Annotated in this window: 18 protein-coding genes; 5 read left to right on the top strand and 13 right to left on the bottom strand. The window is 40.0% G+C overall.

Going from position 1 to position 18880, the window contains the following annotated elements:
• Nucleotides 1-168 precede the first annotated feature (168 nt).
• The 13 genes from HMPREF3052_RS02560 to HMPREF3052_RS02505 form a co-directional block, all read right to left on the bottom strand.
• Entirely contained in the window at nt 169-2505 is a 2337-nt protein-coding gene (locus HMPREF3052_RS02560) for an autotransporter family protein (RefSeq protein ID WP_070748301.1), read from the bottom strand.
• 222 nt (nt 2506-2727) lie between these two features.
• On the bottom strand, nt 2728-3081 hold the full coding sequence (locus HMPREF3052_RS02555; RefSeq protein ID WP_210399499.1) for a hypothetical protein: 354 nt from the start codon (nt 3079-3081) through the stop codon (nt 2728-2730).
• 103 nt (nt 3082-3184) lie between these two features.
• A complete protein-coding gene (locus HMPREF3052_RS11995) occupies nt 3185-3493 on the bottom strand; it encodes an oxidoreductase (RefSeq protein WP_283126942.1) in 309 nt (102 codons plus the stop codon).
• Nucleotides 3454-3780 carry an oxidoreductase gene (locus HMPREF3052_RS11990; RefSeq protein WP_283126941.1) on the bottom strand — a complete coding sequence of 109 codons (327 nt, stop codon included), beginning with the start codon at nt 3778-3780 and terminating at the stop codon, nt 3454-3456. The genes HMPREF3052_RS11995 and HMPREF3052_RS11990 overlap by 40 nt, the downstream gene beginning before the upstream one ends.
• 74 nt (nt 3781-3854) lie before the next feature.
• Nucleotides 3855-4166, bottom strand: a complete 312-nt coding sequence (locus tag HMPREF3052_RS02545; RefSeq protein ID WP_049351581.1) for an ArsR/SmtB family transcription factor — start codon at nt 4164-4166, stop codon at nt 3855-3857.
• 271 nt (nt 4167-4437) lie between these two features.
• On the bottom strand, nt 4438-5457 hold the full coding sequence (gene virB11, locus HMPREF3052_RS02540; protein WP_049329383.1) for a P-type DNA transfer ATPase VirB11: 1020 nt from the start codon (nt 5455-5457) through the stop codon (nt 4438-4440).
• An 84-nt stretch (nt 5458-5541) separates the two neighbouring features.
• Nucleotides 5542-7251 (bottom strand): calcium-binding protein, encoded by a 1710-nt coding sequence (locus tag HMPREF3052_RS02535; protein ID WP_070748299.1) that lies wholly within the window; start codon nt 7249-7251, stop codon nt 5542-5544.
• An 11-nt stretch (nt 7252-7262) separates the two neighbouring features.
• Nucleotides 7263-7916 (bottom strand): hypothetical protein, encoded by a 654-nt coding sequence (locus HMPREF3052_RS02530; RefSeq protein WP_224783486.1) that lies wholly within the window; start codon nt 7914-7916, stop codon nt 7263-7265.
• Between the two features lie 63 nt (nt 7917-7979).
• The gene (locus HMPREF3052_RS02525) at nt 7980-9671 is read right to left on the bottom strand and encodes a type IV secretory system conjugative DNA transfer family protein (protein ID WP_070748297.1); all 1692 of its coding nucleotides are present in this window, start codon (nt 9669-9671) and stop codon (nt 7980-7982) included.
• Between the two features lie 330 nt (nt 9672-10001).
• On the bottom strand, nt 10002-11171 hold the full coding sequence (locus HMPREF3052_RS02520) for a TrbI/VirB10 family protein (RefSeq protein ID WP_070748295.1): 1170 nt from the start codon (nt 11169-11171) through the stop codon (nt 10002-10004).
• A 2-nt stretch (nt 11172-11173) separates the two neighbouring features.
• Nucleotides 11174-11899: a TrbG/VirB9 family P-type conjugative transfer protein gene (locus HMPREF3052_RS02515; protein WP_003683393.1), complete on the bottom strand. Its 726-nt coding sequence runs from the start codon at nt 11897-11899 to the stop codon at nt 11174-11176.
• 2 nt (nt 11900-11901) lie between these two features.
• Nucleotides 11902-12795, bottom strand: coding sequence for a VirB8 family type IV secretion system protein (locus HMPREF3052_RS02510; RefSeq protein WP_003683260.1), 894 nt, complete (start codon nt 12793-12795; stop codon nt 11902-11904).
• A gap of 11 nt (nt 12796-12806) precedes the next feature.
• Entirely contained in the window at nt 12807-13271 is a 465-nt protein-coding gene (locus HMPREF3052_RS02505; RefSeq protein ID WP_036472431.1) for a hypothetical protein, read from the bottom strand.
• Between the two features lie 167 nt (nt 13272-13438).
• Between HMPREF3052_RS02505 and HMPREF3052_RS11205 the strand changes: the two genes are divergently transcribed.
• The 5 genes from HMPREF3052_RS11205 to HMPREF3052_RS02475 form a co-directional block, all read left to right on the top strand.
• Nucleotides 13439-14077, top strand: coding sequence for a lytic transglycosylase domain-containing protein (locus tag HMPREF3052_RS11205; RefSeq protein ID WP_081451764.1), 639 nt, complete (start codon nt 13439-13441; stop codon nt 14075-14077).
• 51 nt (nt 14078-14128) lie between these two features.
• A complete protein-coding gene (locus tag HMPREF3052_RS02500; RefSeq protein ID WP_003683398.1) occupies nt 14129-14518 on the top strand; it encodes a TrbC/VirB2 family protein in 390 nt (129 codons plus the stop codon).
• A gap of 377 nt (nt 14519-14895) precedes the next feature.
• Nucleotides 14896-17346: a VirB4 family type IV secretion/conjugal transfer ATPase gene (locus HMPREF3052_RS02490; protein ID WP_070748293.1), complete on the top strand. Its 2451-nt coding sequence runs from the start codon at nt 14896-14898 to the stop codon at nt 17344-17346.
• Between the two features lie 117 nt (nt 17347-17463).
• Nucleotides 17464-18228, top strand: a complete 765-nt coding sequence (locus tag HMPREF3052_RS02480; RefSeq protein WP_283126940.1) for a hypothetical protein — start codon at nt 17464-17466, stop codon at nt 18226-18228.
• 46 nt (nt 18229-18274) lie between these two features.
• Nucleotides 18275-18880, top strand: a 606-nt coding sequence (locus HMPREF3052_RS02475; protein WP_141756596.1) for a type IV secretion system protein, incomplete at its 3' end; no start/stop codon positions are given.

The following is an 18880-nucleotide window of genomic DNA, read 5'->3' as shown; positions in this document are numbered from 1 at the left end:
TACTGTAAACAACGCTACTAGTTTCTACACAGAATTAAGACGGGGCGCGATCATATCACTTTTTTATTGCTGAAACAAATTAGCAACCATATTATAAGAACCAAAACATCTAATAAAAAACCACCTTCAGAAGAAGGTGGATTTTGTTTTATATATTTGTTATTTGAATTACCAAGCGTAGCTATAACCTAACACGGCTTTCGCACCAGAACGGTTACCTTTATTGCCTAGAGAATGTTCTAAACGAAGATCTGCATGAATAGCGTGATTACCGAATGGTACATTTAAACCTGCACCACCTTCCAACCAAGTGCGGGAATAATTCTCGCCATATTTGGTATCACCGATTAAGACAGATTTTGCTTTAACAAAATCATGCCATACGTTTGCGACAAAATACACGTTTGGGTTACGTTGGAAGTCTTTGCTGTGGCTTAAACGCACACCGATACGTCCACGTAAGTTGTTGTCCGAACCTTGTGCAACATCACGAACTCCATCATGGAATGATTGAAGTTTTAAATGTTGGTAAACCAATTGGGTTTGTGGTTCAAGGCGCCAGTTGGAATTGCCTAATGCAAAGCTGTGACCACCCTCAACAGATACCGCACCGCTCCAACCATGTTGTCTTACTTCACGGCTAAGATTAGGATTATACTTATTGGTTAAGTAAGAGAATTGAGCCACAGTATCCACATAAGCATCATTTACTGCACGGTATAAGTGATATACACCGATGTTTGCTGCTGTTGTTTTACCTTTACCGGTATATTTATCAGCAGCCACAACGCCGTTTTCAGCACGATATTGGTCGTAGAAGCGACTATCTGCACGAGAATAAGCAAAATATACACCGCTTAGAGATTGTGGTACGCCATTTTGCATTTCGCTGCGGTTAAAGTCATAACCTACTTGTGCGACATATTGTGAACTATCAACGTCTAAACGGGAACGTCCCTCGGTTTCCAAGCGTTTACCGGAAACACGCGCCCAAACGGAAGAATTTGGTGATTGACTAATTTCACCACGACGTTGGTGTAACGTATCCAACACGCTATAACCTAATTCCATATTGACTCGTGGCATTTGGATATACGCAGAAACCGGTGCCGCATAAATATCATGGCCAAATGCTTTTAATGTCCATGCGTAAATAGAACGATCCTTCTTGGTTAACTGAGCTTCTCCGGCATTTCTTGTTTTAGCCGTTCCAGTAAACGTAGCTTGAGAATTTATATTTGCGTCCCAAACCACAGGAGCTGAATAAGCATCTTCATGAGCTTTACGAAGAATGTCTCCTTCAATATAACCACTAGCCGTTTCAACTACAGTATGGCCGGTTGCTGAACGTAGAATATACAAAAGATCTGACTTGGTTGTACTTGAATCATTATTCCAAACGGAACTGACAATCAATTTTCCGTTATTAGAAGTATAGTCAAGCACTCGAAGTGTTTTATTTGCCGATTCATCATCAGAGGCAAGACGAATAGTACCTTCATTATTAACGGTTAACGCATCAGCATTATGACCATTTAATGCTAATGTACCTTTGGAACCAATATTAATCTCATTGGTTTTAGTTCCAGCACCAAAAAAGACATTATCTCTACCGACTTTCAATGTACCATCGGTAATATCAATTTTAGAATTTACGCCTCTCATGCTTGTTGGCGCAAATAACGTTGTGCCAGAACCACTTTGTATGAAATTAACATGAGATTCTTTCAGTGAACCATACGTGTGGATAATAGGGGTAAAATTCAACTCATCATTTTGGTCAAAGGTGAATGTTGGTTTTGTAAGACCAATAGAAAAACGTTTAACATCTAGTGTTCCACCTTTACCTTTGTTGCCAATTTGGATATTGGCTGTGCCATTTTCTAATTGCAACACACCTGCGCTGAGTTTACCGCCATTAGAAATCAATACATCAACATTTGTTTCTTTGTGGCCGCCACCAACTACACGAATTAATGAGTCTTTATGATAAGAAAGTTCAGAACCTTCACCATCAATAATAATTTTAGTATTAATAGCTGTTCGACCATCTGGCTTATGAAGAAGCCATCCCCAAAAGTGAGGCGCGTTAGGATCACCATGAAATGTTGAGCTTACCTTTCCGCCCTCTAAAATAGAGAGATTCGCATTACTGTAGTTACCGATATTTAATATCCCGCCTACATTTAATTCACTTCCGGCACCAGTGACAGTCAATTTACCACCGAAACCGTCATTGTTTTGATTTCCAATCATTACTGTATCACTGATATTTAACTTAGAGCCATTATCAATGGTCATTTCACCATTTGCTTGCCCTGCAGGGGTTGTTTTACCCCCCTCCGCAATGGTTAAAAACCCATTTATAGTATGCTCTTGATTATCCGTGATGTTTGTAGCTAAGCCACTTGGCAGAACGTTGGTTCCGTTATGAGTGATACTCGCATTAGCAATAAGCGGAGCTGATAATAAAACTAATGTAAGTTTATTAAGCTTGAATTCCATTATTTTATCCTCGTTTTTAATTAAACAGAGTTCAAATTTTAGCACGACATATACCCCAACACAAATTAAAGGAGTGTTTCGGAAAAAACTGACAGAAAACTCACCGCACTTTTCTAATTAAATCCAAAAAGTGCGGTAATTTTTCAAGGTATATTTCATATAAAAAATCGCCTTACTGCGGAACAATAAGGCGATTTATTTTTAGATAAATAAGTCAGAATATTATTTTGCGTCTTGTGCCGGCGCTGCGACCGGTGCAGGATTAAATTTTTGTTCTAATTCGACACTTTGTTTTTGTAACTCGGCCATTGCATTTCTTAATACTTCAGCTTTTTCAGCATAAGCTTTTTGTTGCTCCGGTGTTTGTGTCGGGTTAGTGAAACTCATATTAGCTTGATCAACCAATAAACCACTCGCAAAGCTTAATACATTTTTGGTTTGCTCTTTGATAGATTTAATTGATTCTGCTTTTACATCTAATGCATCTAAGCTTGTAATTGTATCTTTTACTGATTGATTAAATGTTTCAATCGCTTCTTTCACTTTTTTCTCATCTTGAGCTTGAACTGCAGCCACCAAATCTTGTTGGAATTTTTGTTGTGATTGTAACTGTGTTTGTTCTTGTGCCTTGTTCCAAAAATTATGAATGGTGAAAACCGATTTAGCCGGACGACCTTTATTAAATAAATAGGCTGCGGTTAAACCGGCATGCGCCCCATTGGTCTTGGCGGCGGTTGTGGTGCGGCGAGAGGAATTGGCTGATGAGATAGCCGTGCGCGGCGTGAATTTGTACGCCTGAAAAGCCTGCCTGCTCGGCAATTTTGGCGGTTTGCACGAATTGCTGAATCAGCCCGTTGATTTCATCGGCAGTCAATTCGCGCGGCGGATTGATAAAGCCATCCATGCCTACCAATGGTACAGCGCTCGGCGCAAGCGGCGTTTTATTGACTACCGCAGGCGACTGCTTGCCCGCATGATTGATTTGCATGATGAGCAGCGTGTCGTTTTGCGTGCCGGCTTTCGCCCATTTTTCAGCATCTCAAGGCTGCGGTCGTCTGAAATCACCACATCGTTTATCGAACCTTTGCCGCTTTCGGCGACCATCACATTGCCCGTTACCAAAACGCCTGCGCTGCCTTGCGCCCAAGTGCCGTACAGGCGGACGAGTTTTTCAGACGGCTGGTCGTTTTGGGCAAGTTGCTCTTCCATGGCGGATTTAAAGATACGGTTTTTAGCGGTTTTGCCGTTTTGAAAAGCGAATGGCGTGAATAACATAATCGTTCCTTTAAGTTGATAAGTTTAAAAATGTAAACGTATTCAGGTAAAAATTAAAGGGTTAACGGATAACCCTATTTTGAAAGCGGGCAATTTTGAGCCATCAAATCGGCAAGCTGTTTCAACTTCGCCACCGCATCCGCCATGGCAATACTGTAAAACCGCTCTTTGCCGACCTGTTCCACCGCCACCGCACCGGCTTGCAACATAATTTTCAAATGATGTGACACCGCAGGGCGCGACAGATGCAGATGCTCGGTCAGCTCATTCACATTCATCCTGCCGTGTTCCCACAGCACGCGCAGGATTTGATGGCGGTTTTCATCACTCAACACGGTAAAAATGGGAATGCACTCGCGCATTAAATTCATGGTTTGTTGCGGCATATTCGGCTTCTTGAGTTTATATGTTTAAAAACTTAAACTCATTTTAAAGGGAATGAGGGGGAATGTCAAAGGGAATTTAAGAAGGTTTTTTAAATCAGGATTATTTAACCTTAGCTGCTTAAAAGAAAAGGCCGTCTGAAAGATTTTCAGACAGCCTTTAAACCTTCATTAATATCACAACCTTAACAACATAAGCCTACAGTTGCTTTGCATGTTTCACACATTCTGTATCATCCAATGATATATTGCTTCAATTGCGTCATCTTCAACATTAAGTTTTAATAGGGTTAAAATCAATACCCGTAATATAACGTTGTCCAGCATGAGCTTTAATGTGCACAACAATATCAATGGTCTGCCTAAGCAGGTTTTTAATAACCTCAAACTCCAGACCACTTCCTTCTGGTGATGCTTTTACCATTAATGCCAATTGATCCCATGTTTGTTCTGTGCTACCAGCATGGCAACTTGTAATAGATCCCGGGTGTCCAGATGCACAATTTCGAATAAAATAAAATGATTCGTCACCACGTAGCTCTGCTAGAATAATTCTGTCCGGCTTCATACGCAGACAGGATTCCATACAACTTTTTGCCGTAATATTTGAACTACCTTGTCCACCTTTTGAGTAAAGCAAATGAACTACATTTTCATGAGGAATAAATAGTTCCCTAGCATCCTCAATGCTGATTAGTCGCTCACTTAAAGGAATGTGATTAACCAATGCTTTCATGAAAGTAGTCTTACCACTGCCAGTTGCACCTGAAACGACTATATTCTTTTTATATTCAACGGCTTTTTTAAAAAATTCTTCGTAGTTCCGATTGTTCTTCAGTTCTACTAATTCCTTATCTTGAGGAGATAATTCTCCATTTAACTCAATAATCTGACTAAAGAAACCATCTTTACTATACTGACTTAAGCTCTTTGTGTGTTTTGATGGCAAACGGATCGTAATTGAAGCTTTTCCTGCATCACAGGCAGGAGGAATCACAAATTGGGCACGTTGTCCTGTTGGGAATGTCAACGATACCATCGGCTCTGCTTCTGTAATTCGTTGACCAGTATTACTTTCATTAACAACAGCTGTACAGAACTGACGTGCCCTATCAAAGTTTAGCGTATTTACTTCTACCTTTTTCCAACCCTGAGAGGTTTCTAAAAATACCTCTCCTGGTCTATTAATACAAATCTCAGTCACATCAGGATCTTTTAAGAAAGAGGTAATTCCCAATACTTCATATTGATAATCTAAGAAATCCGCTGAAATTGTTGAGTTTAATTCATCCATAGTTAAAAATAAATTAATTTAAAATATGCGATTATAATGAAATTTAAAACTTGAGGAAGTTTTTTATTCAAGATTAAGAAACACCTATATTCCCCGAGCTTGTACTTGTGACAACTGTCTTTGCTGTGTTTCTAATTCAAATTGCTGAGCTGTTACCTGTACCTTTATAAGACTTTCCTCTATCGGTGTAACTGCAGCTTTTTGCATATCCACAGAAGCAGTTCTTAATTCAGGAGCCTTATCACCAATAAGAATCTGACCATTCTCTTTGATATTGATTAAAGAAGCCCCTCGCATCTTATTTGCATATCCTTCAGCAGCCAATGCCATAGCAATATTATCTAAGCTTCTTTCATCGTAGCTAATATCCTTTTTATTACAGAATTCAGTAAAAATTTGTTTACTTTGCTGATAGATATTTTGAGCATGTTGTGGGATAGCTTCCAACTTTAAAGGCTTCACAGATTGCATATTATCCCAATCGCCAGGAACAGGAGCATGCGCTATGTTGCTCTTAGGTTGATGTAAAATCTTAGTACTCTCTATTCCTGTAGCAGAATGTACTCTAATACTATTACTATCTCTGACACCACTACTATATTGGCCTGTTTTCTTTTCTTGTAAATGAATGCCTAAATCCCCATTTTTGAAATTTTCAATTTTAAGACCATTTATATCTAATGTCCCCGTATTTCTATCCCATTCATATACCATTCCAGCACTACGGTAAACGAAACGGTTTGGTTGAGATAAATCACGTACACCACCCTGTAATATATAGCCATTCAATGATACTTCACCCTTGCCGTCTGAATCTCGGATAATATCTAAATTGTCAGCACGATATTTGTCATGTCCTTTACCACCAAACAATTTATCTCTTCCAGAATTACCGGCTAAAATATCATTACCATTACCACCAATTAATACATCATTACCACTACCGCCTAATAAAATATCATTTTGATTAGTACCTTTTAAAACATCATCTCCGGCATCTCCATACATATATGCCCCACTTTTTAAATAAGTCTTAGCCCTGCCTATTAATAAACTATCACGGCTATATGATCCATCAGCAACAATTTTATTGTTGCCCTTATTTCCAAAAGTGTCATAATTTGCCATATGTTTAACAAATACTTGTTTGGAATTAGGGCTTATGGATGCTTCTTTAAAGTCTTTGGAAAAATTAGTACGGGTATTCAGGAAATGTTCAATATCAGTTTCATAATAAGTCATTCTGATTGATCCAGTTCCATTACTTGGGTACATACCATACATATTCTGGCAAGCAATTAAATCTTTAACCTCTCCAAAACTCTTACCTTTAACGTATGGGTAAAGATTACCACTAATTCCTGTACTATATGCCCTACCATTATATCTTTCTTCGTAAGCAACCATACGCGCTTCGTTAAAGATCGCCTCAGCTTCTCCATAGCCTCGCGCTTGAGCATAAGCCTTAGCAGTATCATAATAACTAGCTGATTTAGCTTGATGTTTACCTAATGCATGTCCTACCTCATGAGACATTGTTCTAGCGGTAATATATCGGATATCTTGTTCAAAATGGATACTTTTATTTTTCGGATCATAATATGCTCCTTCACGATTTTTTGGAGCAGGTTTGATATGTCCCCCTTTACTAGCGAAATGGTTAATTTGCTCCACTAATTCTGAGTCTTGCTTAATTCTATCTAGTTCAGACATTTGATTATTGAATCTTATTTTATGAAAACCAAGTGTCATCAATTCTGCTTCTGCTCTTTTATTCAGTATAATCTTTGGCATCCTAAAACTCCTTATGGCATTGGGCTCATTTTAAGATTGCTACAAAACTCTAAAGCTAAAATTGCACCTCCCCCAGAATTAGTAGCAATTATTTCACGGCCTGATTCTCTCCAATAATAATCTAGTCTTTCTTTTATTGAATCATCATCTTTTCTTTTGGCTGAATACTCAAAATCTAAATACACCCCCTCAGGTATTTCATGTGTCATAGGCTTTGGAAAAAATTTAGGGAATGCATTTTCAGGAAATATGCTACCTATTTTATCTAGGTACTCTTTTGTTTGAGTAATATATAAACTAGATTTAAGTTCAGTATGCCTGAAAACGACATACATACCTATAGATGAATGAATATCTTGATTATGTTGCATATAATCATATGCCTCTATTACGGGTATTTGCCAAATCTCTTGTAATTCACTTGCGTACATCGTATAAAGGCAGTCATCTTTAAATGCCGTATCATACATCTGCTTAATTAGATCATCCCGATTTTCCACTTTGTGCAACATACTTCGGCAACGATTGCGCACTTGTTCCATAGTTATTTCCTTTTGTATATTCTGCATCTTGGAAGAATCCTTAATATTTTTATTACTAATCTGCGGAGTACAGGAGGTCACCAAGCATACAGTTAATATGGCTGTAATCGCTGATAGTTTCATATAAATTCCTTTTTAATCATTCTGGAAATTTAATTTTCAGACGGCCTTGAGCTTTTATTACTATTACCGTTTTCCTTTTAACGAGGCAACTTTCACTGCCTCCATCAGTCGTTTGGTAAATGTTCCATCTTGGTAATAACGGATTTTCCCCACTTGCGCCGGATGTGACATACCTTCGTAAAGGATAATTTCTTTATCTTGGCTCATTGCCTTTAACTCTTGCGGCAACATCAGTGCGCGACGCTCTTCGCTTTCTGAGACACTACGTTCACGTCCACGGCTGACATTTTTTCTTTTCACTGTGGTATAACCTAGCATTTCGGAGTATTCATTTGCATCCTGCTGTTCTCTAGGTGTATAGATGATTTGCAAAGCATGGTTAGTGATAATAGTACGCGCATATTCTTTGCCATAAACAGCATCTAGCTGGGCGACTGATTGGATAATCGGAAATAGGCGAATGTTGTAACCTGCCATATAGCTGACGGAATGAGCAATAATTTCAACTTTACCAATACTTGTGAATTCGTCCATTAACAACATACATTGGTGTTTCAAATCTGGGTTGTCCTGAGGCAGCTCTTTCGTATTTTGGTTGATAAGTTGAGAGAAAAAGAGGTTAACAATGACTCTTGACTCAGCAAGTTTGTTAGGAAGAATGCCGATATAAATAGTCATTTTCTTTTTACGTACGTCAGTCAACAGAAAATCATCAGCGGAAGTGGCGGCATCAATGACAGGATTAATCCACGGGTTGAGGGGTTCTTTAAATGTACCCATGATAGAACCGAAGGTTTCTTTTTCTTGAGAGATTAAACCGGAAAAAGCGGTTTTTGTAGCCTCGCTGAGGTATGGTTGTTGTGATAGAGATGTAAAGTATTCCTTGAGTTCTGTTCCATTACCTGATGAAAGACGGTATATTTTTCCTAATGTACAGGCCGGCTCATTTTCTTTGCCCACCACGGGAAAATCAGCCATTGCTTCATACTCATCAAAACAATAAAGTGAAAACGCCAAAAACGCATTTCTTGCCTGCGCTACCCAGAACTTATCACGACTATCCCCATCAGGATATAGCATTGCAGCTATCGACATTAAATCCGATACTCGCTGGTCAGGATTGGAAGAAACATAGGTAAACGGATTCCAACGGTGCGTCCTTCCATCTTCGGCAAACGGGTTGAACAAATAGACTTCCTGACCTAATACTTCTTTGCGGTAGCCACTAGTCAAATTGAAGTTCTCCTGTTTGATGTCCAAAACCACTACCGATCCTTTATAACTTAACAGGTTCGGAATAACGATACCGACACCTTTACCCGAACGTGTTGGCGCTGCCAACAATGCGAATTGCTGGCCATTGTAATGTAACAATTTGCCGTTATATTTACCGACGACAATTGAAGTATCCGTTTGTTTGAAAAATCCTGCTTTTGTCAAATCAGCCATCCCGGCAAATCGTGCTTCTCCATGAAGACTTTGGGAAGCTGTACGCCAAATAGGAATTAAACCAAGCAGACCAATCAGAAAAGTAAAACCAAATCCAACAATTCCTGATGTTTTAATTTGTAGTGAATATTTGGCAACCTGAGGAATATCCAGCGTATTATAATATTTGAACCATGTTGTAAGTAGTAAGGGAGTTTTATCTAAGCCTAACCATTGCAGCAGGATAAAGCCTGAAAGGTAACAGCCTAATATGAAAGAAATTAATAGTAAAACTACCGTAATAATAGATTTGTTTTTTAGAGTCATTTCAATACCTGTAAGTCAAAGTAATAGATTATTTTAGCTTTCTAGTGAAGATATTAGTTTTCAGATAGCCTAAGGTTAAGGTGATGAGTGTATTATGAAACTTATCACTCTCTTTTAGTACTATCCTTGGCAGTTTCACTGTATGTTTGAACTAAATATTTTTTGCTTTTTTTGATAATACTCATGCACACTGCTCTATACAAACTCTTAGGGATACAGCTGGCAATAGAACTATAGATAATAGTAGGACGAGAGGCTTCATCAGCAATTATCCTTTATGATAAACACATAATGATTAGGCCGTCTGAAAAAACAGACGGCCCTTTAAAATTACTGCATAACCGAACTAAAATCAATGTCCTGGGCAGTATAAATATTAATCAAGGTCCCTTGGTTGATCGTTACTGTATTAGGACGAGCATTATTTCGCTCAAGCTGGCTGATAGCCTGTTGCTTCAATGTATTGGCTGTATCACTCTCGTAAGGATTAGTGGTAGTCGATGTGTTGGTTGTAACTGTTTGTCCTTGTGGACCATATTCAGTAGCAGCATATTTAAAAGCATCTGAAATCATACTAATCAATAAAGCCGATGCCAAACGTGATCCCCAATGAGACTTAAATTTACCAACATGGCCAGCCGCACCAAGATTATCTACTCCAGGGGATTCTAGTGTTACATCAACGCCTTCTGGTGTTATGATTCGATTCCAAATGACCTCCATCCGCGGGCCAGTAGGATTGCTGGAACCATATTGTCCCATTACTTTCGAACCTTTCGGCAACAAGAGATATTTTCCACTTGCAGAGTATACAGGCTCAGTGATGATACAAGATGTAAACCCTTTTACTTCAGAAACAATTTTAGTTTCTAATACACAGCGCAGATAAGTACCCTGTAGAAGTAATTTATCCCTGTTATGCATATAACGAACAGCATTAGTTTGAGCTGTACTTGCTCCCGACTCTTTCTGAGCAGCCTCTCCATCTTGAACAAATGCATTATTCATATTAGCATACATATCACCTGTTGGAATAATCGGCTGTATAGGAAGATTAGGAGTTGTAGGAGTTGTAGGAGTTGTAGGTGGCAAAGTCTCTACTACCGAAGGGATGGATACATTTATTGGTTTCGTAGTCGATGTATCCGTTTCTGATTCAGACTTTTTTTCTTCTAGCAGGTCAACAGGTTGTGTTTCAATAACTTGAGGTTCTGGAGCCGGTAGATCTGGCACTGTAACCACCTGAGGACGTTCTGGAGGAGGGGCTTCCTCAGAGCCACTAAATTGATGGTAGGCAAATGCACCTAGTCCAGCCAGCCCAAAACCCGCAGCTACAATAAATGCAATAGCTTTTTTGTTGACTGTACGATCAACGGGGGCATTTAGCTGAGGAGCATTCTCCTCAAGTCCCGCTAGTTGTTCTTGCTCGTATTGACTTGAATATAAGTTTTGTGATGATTCACTATCTTTGTGATATTCATTATTTAGCTTATCAGACATTCTTAATTTCTCCTTAATCCAACTACATCATTTCCATGTCTCAAAACTAAGAATGGATAAGTCCCATGGACAATAACTACACTACCCTCAACATTACTGTTTAAAACAAACTCGGTTCCTTTCTCAGATTTCCGGCCATAAATGGTAGGAAAATCACCTGTGAATTTACCCTTATTCAAGTGAACATAGGTAAATCTACCATCATCATAGACCTTTAAAGGAACTAGCCAACGAGATGTGTCACTTACAGCCACATCATAATTAGTATTGTAAGTTTTAGAAGAATCATATTTCAGGCTATAACCAGCCAAAGTACTAGCACGAAGACTAAAATCTGTAGAATCGGGATATCTGAATTTAACTTGATAATTTACCCCCTTGTCTGAGGCTTCTGCCAAATTACCAACAACATTTTTTAAAACTTTAAGCTCAAAAATATATTGGTGAGCCTGGGTACGAACAATAAGATTAGTATCAACTGCATCAGACTTTGGACGCAGATAAAATACATTCTCTCTACGTACCAAATCCCATCCACCGCTTAGGCCTGCACCAAAATCTTTAACCTTTTCACGAGAATCAAGTTCAATTTGTGTAACTACACCCTGTGCAGTATGAACTGGATATGTCATATTTTCTTGAAACGTATACTCTTGAATAGCTGCAGCATAGACGCTTCCTTGCAACAACCACGATACTGCTGTCGCTAAAAACATTTTTTTTAACATTATTAATTCCCACTTTCAACAGATATAGGAGAAGTACCAGAAACATTATTGTCTAAAGATGTAGGAGCTTCTGACTGAGGAGTACTTTGCATTTGTTGCTGAGACTGACTTTCAGACAATGCTCCTACGGAAAGATAATCCGAGGATAAATCTTGAATAGCTGATTCACTAGCATCAGGATCAACACGATAAGACAACACTTGGAATCCTAGAGGATTTTTTAACCTATACTTTTCATCCATCTTCAAATTACTGTTATAAGTGTAGGTCAGAGTAGCAACATTACTATCTATGAATCTTGATATACCAGTACTCTTATTCAATAAAAATCTTTGGAATCTGACTGTCGCACTGGCATCACGACCATCAGCCTTTCCGCTATTATTAAGAACGATACTCAAAATTTTAACGCGAATTGACTGAGTTGAGCCGTAAAGATTGAACGGGCTGTTAGGATTACTTTTATTCATTAGATTACGATAACTGTCAGACACACCTGCTACCGACATAGAATAAACTGTAGCCCAATCATTATCATAAATAATTTGGCTATCAAAAGATTCTCTAGCAATAATAAAGTGAGAAATATTACTCTTATTTACCGCCTCATTTTTAGTAATATCGAAATTATTCCAATTACCAGCCAACTTGGCAACTGTTGCCTGTCCTGTATAAATATCAGCCATGACAAGATAAGGTTCTTTTTCTTTCAATGGCAAGATATAAAATAACCCCCCGAGCAAGCACAAAGAAGAAAAAGTAGCAACACCGGCAACTACCCATGCCCTTTTCTCACTTTTCTTGCGGATATCGACTAGAGTCGTTTCGAAATCCAAAGATTTTTTGACAGCTTTTTGAATTTTATCATTGGTAGTATTTTTATTTGAGTTAAACATATATTCCCATTTTAGTTTTGAGATTTAACATCAGTTTTTACTGATTTCTCATGCTTTCTCTTTTCGCTGTTTTTTACAGCAGCCCCCATTTTTTTATGCGCCATAATGACACCATTCTGAATGTAGAAAACCATTCCACGATCCTCATAGAGTTTGGATAATTCACCTAACGCATTTTCAAGATTGGTATTTCGTACAGTCAATACCTTCTTATACAATGTAAAATCAAGCGTATGGTCATAAACGACAGGCATTTTTGCCTCTTCCCCCCAACGCTCTAGCAAACCTTTTACAGTCGTATCAAGTTGCGTCACCTGATAAACATGGGGCCTAACAAGAGGAATTTCAGTTACCTGATCTGGCAATTCATTTAATTGCTTCCATGACTTTGGAAAATCTGGAGCAGACTGGCTTGCGCAACCCACCACTAGCACGCCTACACCCACAGACAGCAACAACGTTCTTAAAAGAAACATACATAGCACCTTAATAAAACAACTGTAGTAACAACCAAAGCACCTTAACCAAAAGTTAAGAAAGACAATTTACGCTTGGTTATTTTTATTGATTAAAATCTTGTGAATTATTTTAATCTGTGCTAAATTTCGCGTCAATACAAATTCATATTTTCATCTCTACTATCATGTTTTTTTCCTGCACTGACTTAGCTGTTCCTCATGACGTCATGCATCATGTTGTGAGAGTTGAATCCTCAGGCAATCCATATGCCATAGGTGTTGTAGGTGGCCGACTACAAAGACAACCAAAAAATTTAGCTGAAGCAGTTGCTACTGCCAAGATGTTGGAACAAAAAGGATTTAACTTCTCCTTGGGACTAGCTCAAGTCAATCGATACAACTTGAAAAAATACGGATTGCATTCCTACGAACATGCGTTCCAAGTATGCCCAAACGTAAAGGCTGGCTCTCATATATTGCGAGAATGCTACAATCGTGCGAAAGACTGGGGAAAATCTTTCAGCTGCTATTATTCCGGCAACTTTGTAACAGGATATAAGCATGGATATGTGCAAAAAATTTTTTCATCTATGAGGCAAGGAAGAAAAACTCTTCCACAAAATGCTATCCCTGTCATCAGTAATACCTCAAATGCTCCTCGCACTATAGTACAAATGACAGCGCAACAGCCTAACCGCCAAAATTCGACAATCGCAACTAATCCACAATCATATCCGGTCACTGTCTCCAAAAACCGACATAACCTGCAAGACAATAACACTGCACCAAGCAATATTTATACAGATAGTGCAGCAGTCTTTTAGACAATACGATTTTTTTCCACATCAACCTGTAATAAACATAGGAAATTTCAAATGAAAAACACTCAGATCCAAAAAAAATCCCGCTTTACTGCTGAAAACGTTGCAACAGCAGCTTTTGTTGCTGCAGCATTTTTAGCGCCAGCTGTAGGTATGGCAGCCGATGATTTCACCTCAGCTTCTGGTGGTGCATGTAAATTTATTAAAAACATCCATACCGTATTGAACTTGATGTCTGTCGCTGTCGTAACCATCGCCATTATCTTTGCCGGTTATCAAATTGCTTTTGCTCACAAACGCATTTCCGACGTCGCACCTATTTTAATTGGTGGTGTGTTGATTGGTGCAGCTGGTCAAATCGCAAAAATGCTGGTTGGTAATGCAGACTCCTGCTCTGCAGGTACAACTTCAGCAATGATGCAAGTATTGCAATTCTTCGCATAATTATTCATTATGCAAAAAAACATCGTTTTTCGAGGATGTACTCGTCCGGCAACCTTTCTCGGCGTACCCTATATACCTTTCTTTATAGGAGCCGGTTCAGGATTATTAATGGGAATGTACTTCAATTTGTTTTTTTTGCTAACCATCCCATTCATCATTCTGATTATGAGGCAGATGGCCAAGCGAGATGACATGATTTTTCGTTTTTTAGGCTTACGTCTGAAATTTAGGCTTAAAGCCAGAAATCGAGAAGAGTTTCCTGACACATGGTGCTTCTCGCCTAACGAGTACCGCAACAATCCTCCCAAACAATGACAACAAAACGTCCGACAGATACTTTTGTCTGTCGGACAATTCCAACACAAAAAACAAATAAAATGTTTACTCCTGACGCATCAATCAGTCAATTCGTATCCCTCTCCACTCATGTCTCTCCAACCATTGTTAAAACCACTGGTGGAGATTACCTGACAACATGGCATCTATCTGGCCTTCCCTTCGTAGGTCGTGAAGAATGGGAGCTTGAGCACAAGCACAATACATTTAACCGTCTGCTCCAATCCTTGCGTGCACCCGACTACGTAAATGTCGCCTTTTGGGTACATGACATTCGACGTCATCGTAGTATCGATTTACGTCCTGAATTTCAAGAGTCTTTCAACCAAAGCCTCTCTAATCGTTATTTCTCTCGACTCTCCCAAGAAAAGCTCATGAATAACGAGCTTTACTTGACCATGATCTATCGCCCAGTTGTTGATGGCAAAAAATTCGTTGATAAATCGGGTAATATCGATCGTCTGAAGGCCGAGCAGGAACAAGCTATTGGTACACTTAACGAATTAGCAACCAACCTTGAGGCTGTTCTCAAAGACTACCATCCATACCGACTTGGTATGTATGAAGGTAAAAACGGGACTGTATTCTCTGAAACCCTCGAACTTTTCGGTTACATCCTTAACCGCATTAACGAGCCAGTTCCCGTACTACCAGCCCCAGTTTACAACTACTTACCCCTTAGTCGACATCTTTTTTCTGCCAAAACCGGCGACTATATCGTCCGTACTCCTGAGGGTAAAAACCACTATGGTGCCATACTCAACCTTAAAGAATATCCTGATGGTACCTACCCTGGGATACTGAATGGTCTCAAATATCTGGATGTTGAATACATCATCACCCATAGCTTCAGCCCAATGAGCCGATACGATGCTATGAAAACTCTCGAGCGTACTCGTGGCATGATGATCTCTTCCGGCGACAAATCCTTTACCCAAATTGCAGAACTCGACCATGCAATGGACCAGCTCGCATCTGGCAATTTTGTTCTTGGCGGCTACCATTTTAGCCTTGCTATCTATGCCGACAGCCAAGAGCAACTTTCCCAAAACATTGCCTCTGCCCGAGCCGAACTTTCCAATGCCGGCTTTGTAACGACTAAAGAAGACTTAGCTGTCTGCGCCGCATATTATGCCCAGCTTCCAGGCAACTGGAACTACCGCACCCGCATTGCCAACCTCTCATCGTTAAATTTCTTGGGCCTCTGTCCTCTTCACAACTTTGCCGTTGGTAAACGTGAGGGCAACCCATGGGGGCAATGCGTTACCGTTCTTCAAACAACCAATGGTCAGCCCTACTACTTCAACTTCCATGCAACCCTTGAAGGTGAAGATTCCGAAGGTGAAAAAGCCATTGCCAACACCATGGTTATTGGTAAGTCCGGTACAGGTAAAACAGCCCTTATCAACTTCCTCCTTAGCCAGGTACAAAAATACGATCCCAAACCCACTATCTTCTTCTTCGATAAAGACCGTGGTGCCGAGATCTTTGTCAGAGCTTGCGGCGGTGCTTATATGGCGCTGGAAAGCGGTCAGCCTACCGGCTTCAACCCCTTCCAATGCGAAAATACAGAGGCAAATGTCCAATTCCTCTGTGGCCTTATGAAGCAGTTAGGTGGCAAGGCGCACTATTCAGCAGCAGAAGACGACGACATTCTGCGCGCCGTCCGAGCCATGCTTGATACCCCAATGGCACTGCGCAGTATTTCTAACTTCCAAAAATCGCTGCCCAATACTGGCGACGATTCCCTCTATGCCAATATCCGCAAATGGACTAGAGGAAACAGTCTCGGCTGGGTCTTTGATAACCCTCAGGATAAAATCGACTTCAGTGGTGCCAACATCATCGGCTTCGACTACACCGACGTGATTGAAAACCCACAGGTACGCGATCCAGTCATCGGCTATCTTATCCATCGGATGGAAGAGCTTATCGATGGTCGCCGCTTTATCTACATCATGGATGAATTCTGGAAAATTCTTGATGGCGAAGGCGGCTTGAAAGAGTTTGCCAAAAACAAACAAAAAACCATCCGTAAGCAAAACGGTATGGGTATCTTTGCCACCCAGTCACCAGAAGACGCCCTCAAAAGCGACATTTCCGCCGCTCTGATTGAGCAGACAGCTACCATGATACTGCTGCCAAATCCAAATGCAGATAAAAAAGATTACATCGATGGACTGAAGCTGACCGACTCAGAATTTCAAGTAGTCAAAAGCCTGGATGAGCGCAGCCGCTGCTTCTTGGTCAAACAAGGCCATGCGTCTGCAGTATGTCAACTTAACCTGCGTGGATTTGATGACGAATTGGCTGTTATCTCCGCCAGTACCGACAACATCGACATTATGGACGGCATCATTAAGCAAACAGCCGAACGTTTGGGCGTCGAAATCGATGCAGTAAGACCACAGGATTGGTTACAGACTTTCTACGAAGAGCGTAAGGGTTCCGGTAAGAAAGCTGCTGCGAATGTGATGCGTAATGCGGATTAAGCCAATTTAACTAAAAATGAGACAGGGTTGTCTAAAGACTGTAAGTCTTCAGGCAACCCTAAGACAGAAAATTTAAATATTTTAAAATTAACCGATTTAAAGAAAGATTGAATTGTAATGAAAACTAAAATGAAACGGATAATCGCCTCAGTTTTAGTGGGGGCGACAATGCTTACTTCCATGCCGATAGCTAATTCATATGTATTGCCTGTTATTGATGGAGCTAAAATGATGCAAGATGCTATCAACTGGGCTATGGATGCGGCAGACCGTGCTGTTACGCTATCTAACTGGGTCACTCAGCTGCAAAACTGGCGTACTCAGTTGCAACATTGGGTACGCGGTCAAATGGAACAGATTCCAGAATTGAAAGAGCTACTCGATAAAAAAGAAGAAAACGCAATTAAAAAAATGTTCCAAAACCGTAAGGATCGCTGTAATAGAATTGCTAATCAGACATCAAAAAATTTATGTATTGGTACAGTAACTCTTGAAGAGAAAAAATTCTCACTTTTAAGAGAGATGGAAACAAAAATTAATGAGACCTTTTCAGAAATAAATAAGACTTCGATTAAAAAACAAAATTCCAATGCTCAAGGACAAAGTAATACGGCGGCCTCTGCCGAAGCTGAAGTTATTGCGAAATTGCAGCAGTTGGAAATCAAACTAAAAAATTACCAATCGGCAATAAACTCTATCGACCAAATGCTTGATCAATACAAATGGGCAAGGGTAAATCTGACCAAAGACCAGCTCTCAGGCTCGAACAGCAACAACCTGACCAAAGCGTCAGCTTCGATCGTTTTACAAAGTAAGGTAAAAAAATTCCACGATGAAGCAAAAGCAAAAAGAGCCATCAGCACTGGCTATAAACTCCGCTAATTTTAATGTTATTTTTACCCAAACTATTTAACAGGAAAACATCATCATGATGGATCTTCTCCTTTATTCCAGTATTCGTGACTATATCTATGCACGAATAAGCTTCTTTACTGAACATGTATTGTCTAAAAACCTAACGCTTGTTTTTACCATTATCGTTGCCTTATTGACTTTATGGATAATGATTCAAGGTTATCTGATTGCAACCGGCAGAAGCCAGGAAGGACTGAAAGGCTTTGTGTACGGTCTCGGCAAGACCTACCTCATTGTAGCCGTTGCACTGGGAGTAGCAGCCGGCAGTGATTTTAGCGTACGGGTTCTGACCGATACCCTTTCAGACGGCATTTCCCAAATCATGACCGGCGACAGCGATGTCGGCAGTAAATGTCTGACACAAGACAGTAAATCCATCATAGGCTGCCGAATAGACCAAAACCTGACGGCAACCCAAAGTATGATGGGCATACTTGACGGTATCGATACTGCCGACAGCGAATATCTCGAAGGGAAAGTGACACAGGCAAGATGGTTTGTCGGCGTCGGTACCGCAGGGCCTGCCATCGTGGCGGGTACCATGTTGATTATGTTCCGCATTGCCATGGCTTTGTTTATCGGCTTTGCGCCCATCTTTATTTTATGTCTTCTGTTCAAA

It is taken from the genome of Neisseria sp. HMSC056A03, assembly GCF_001815685.1.
Classification (GTDB): Bacteria; Pseudomonadota; Gammaproteobacteria; order Burkholderiales; family Neisseriaceae; genus Neisseria; species Neisseria subflava.
This window is presented reverse-complemented; position numbering and strand designations above follow the sequence as displayed.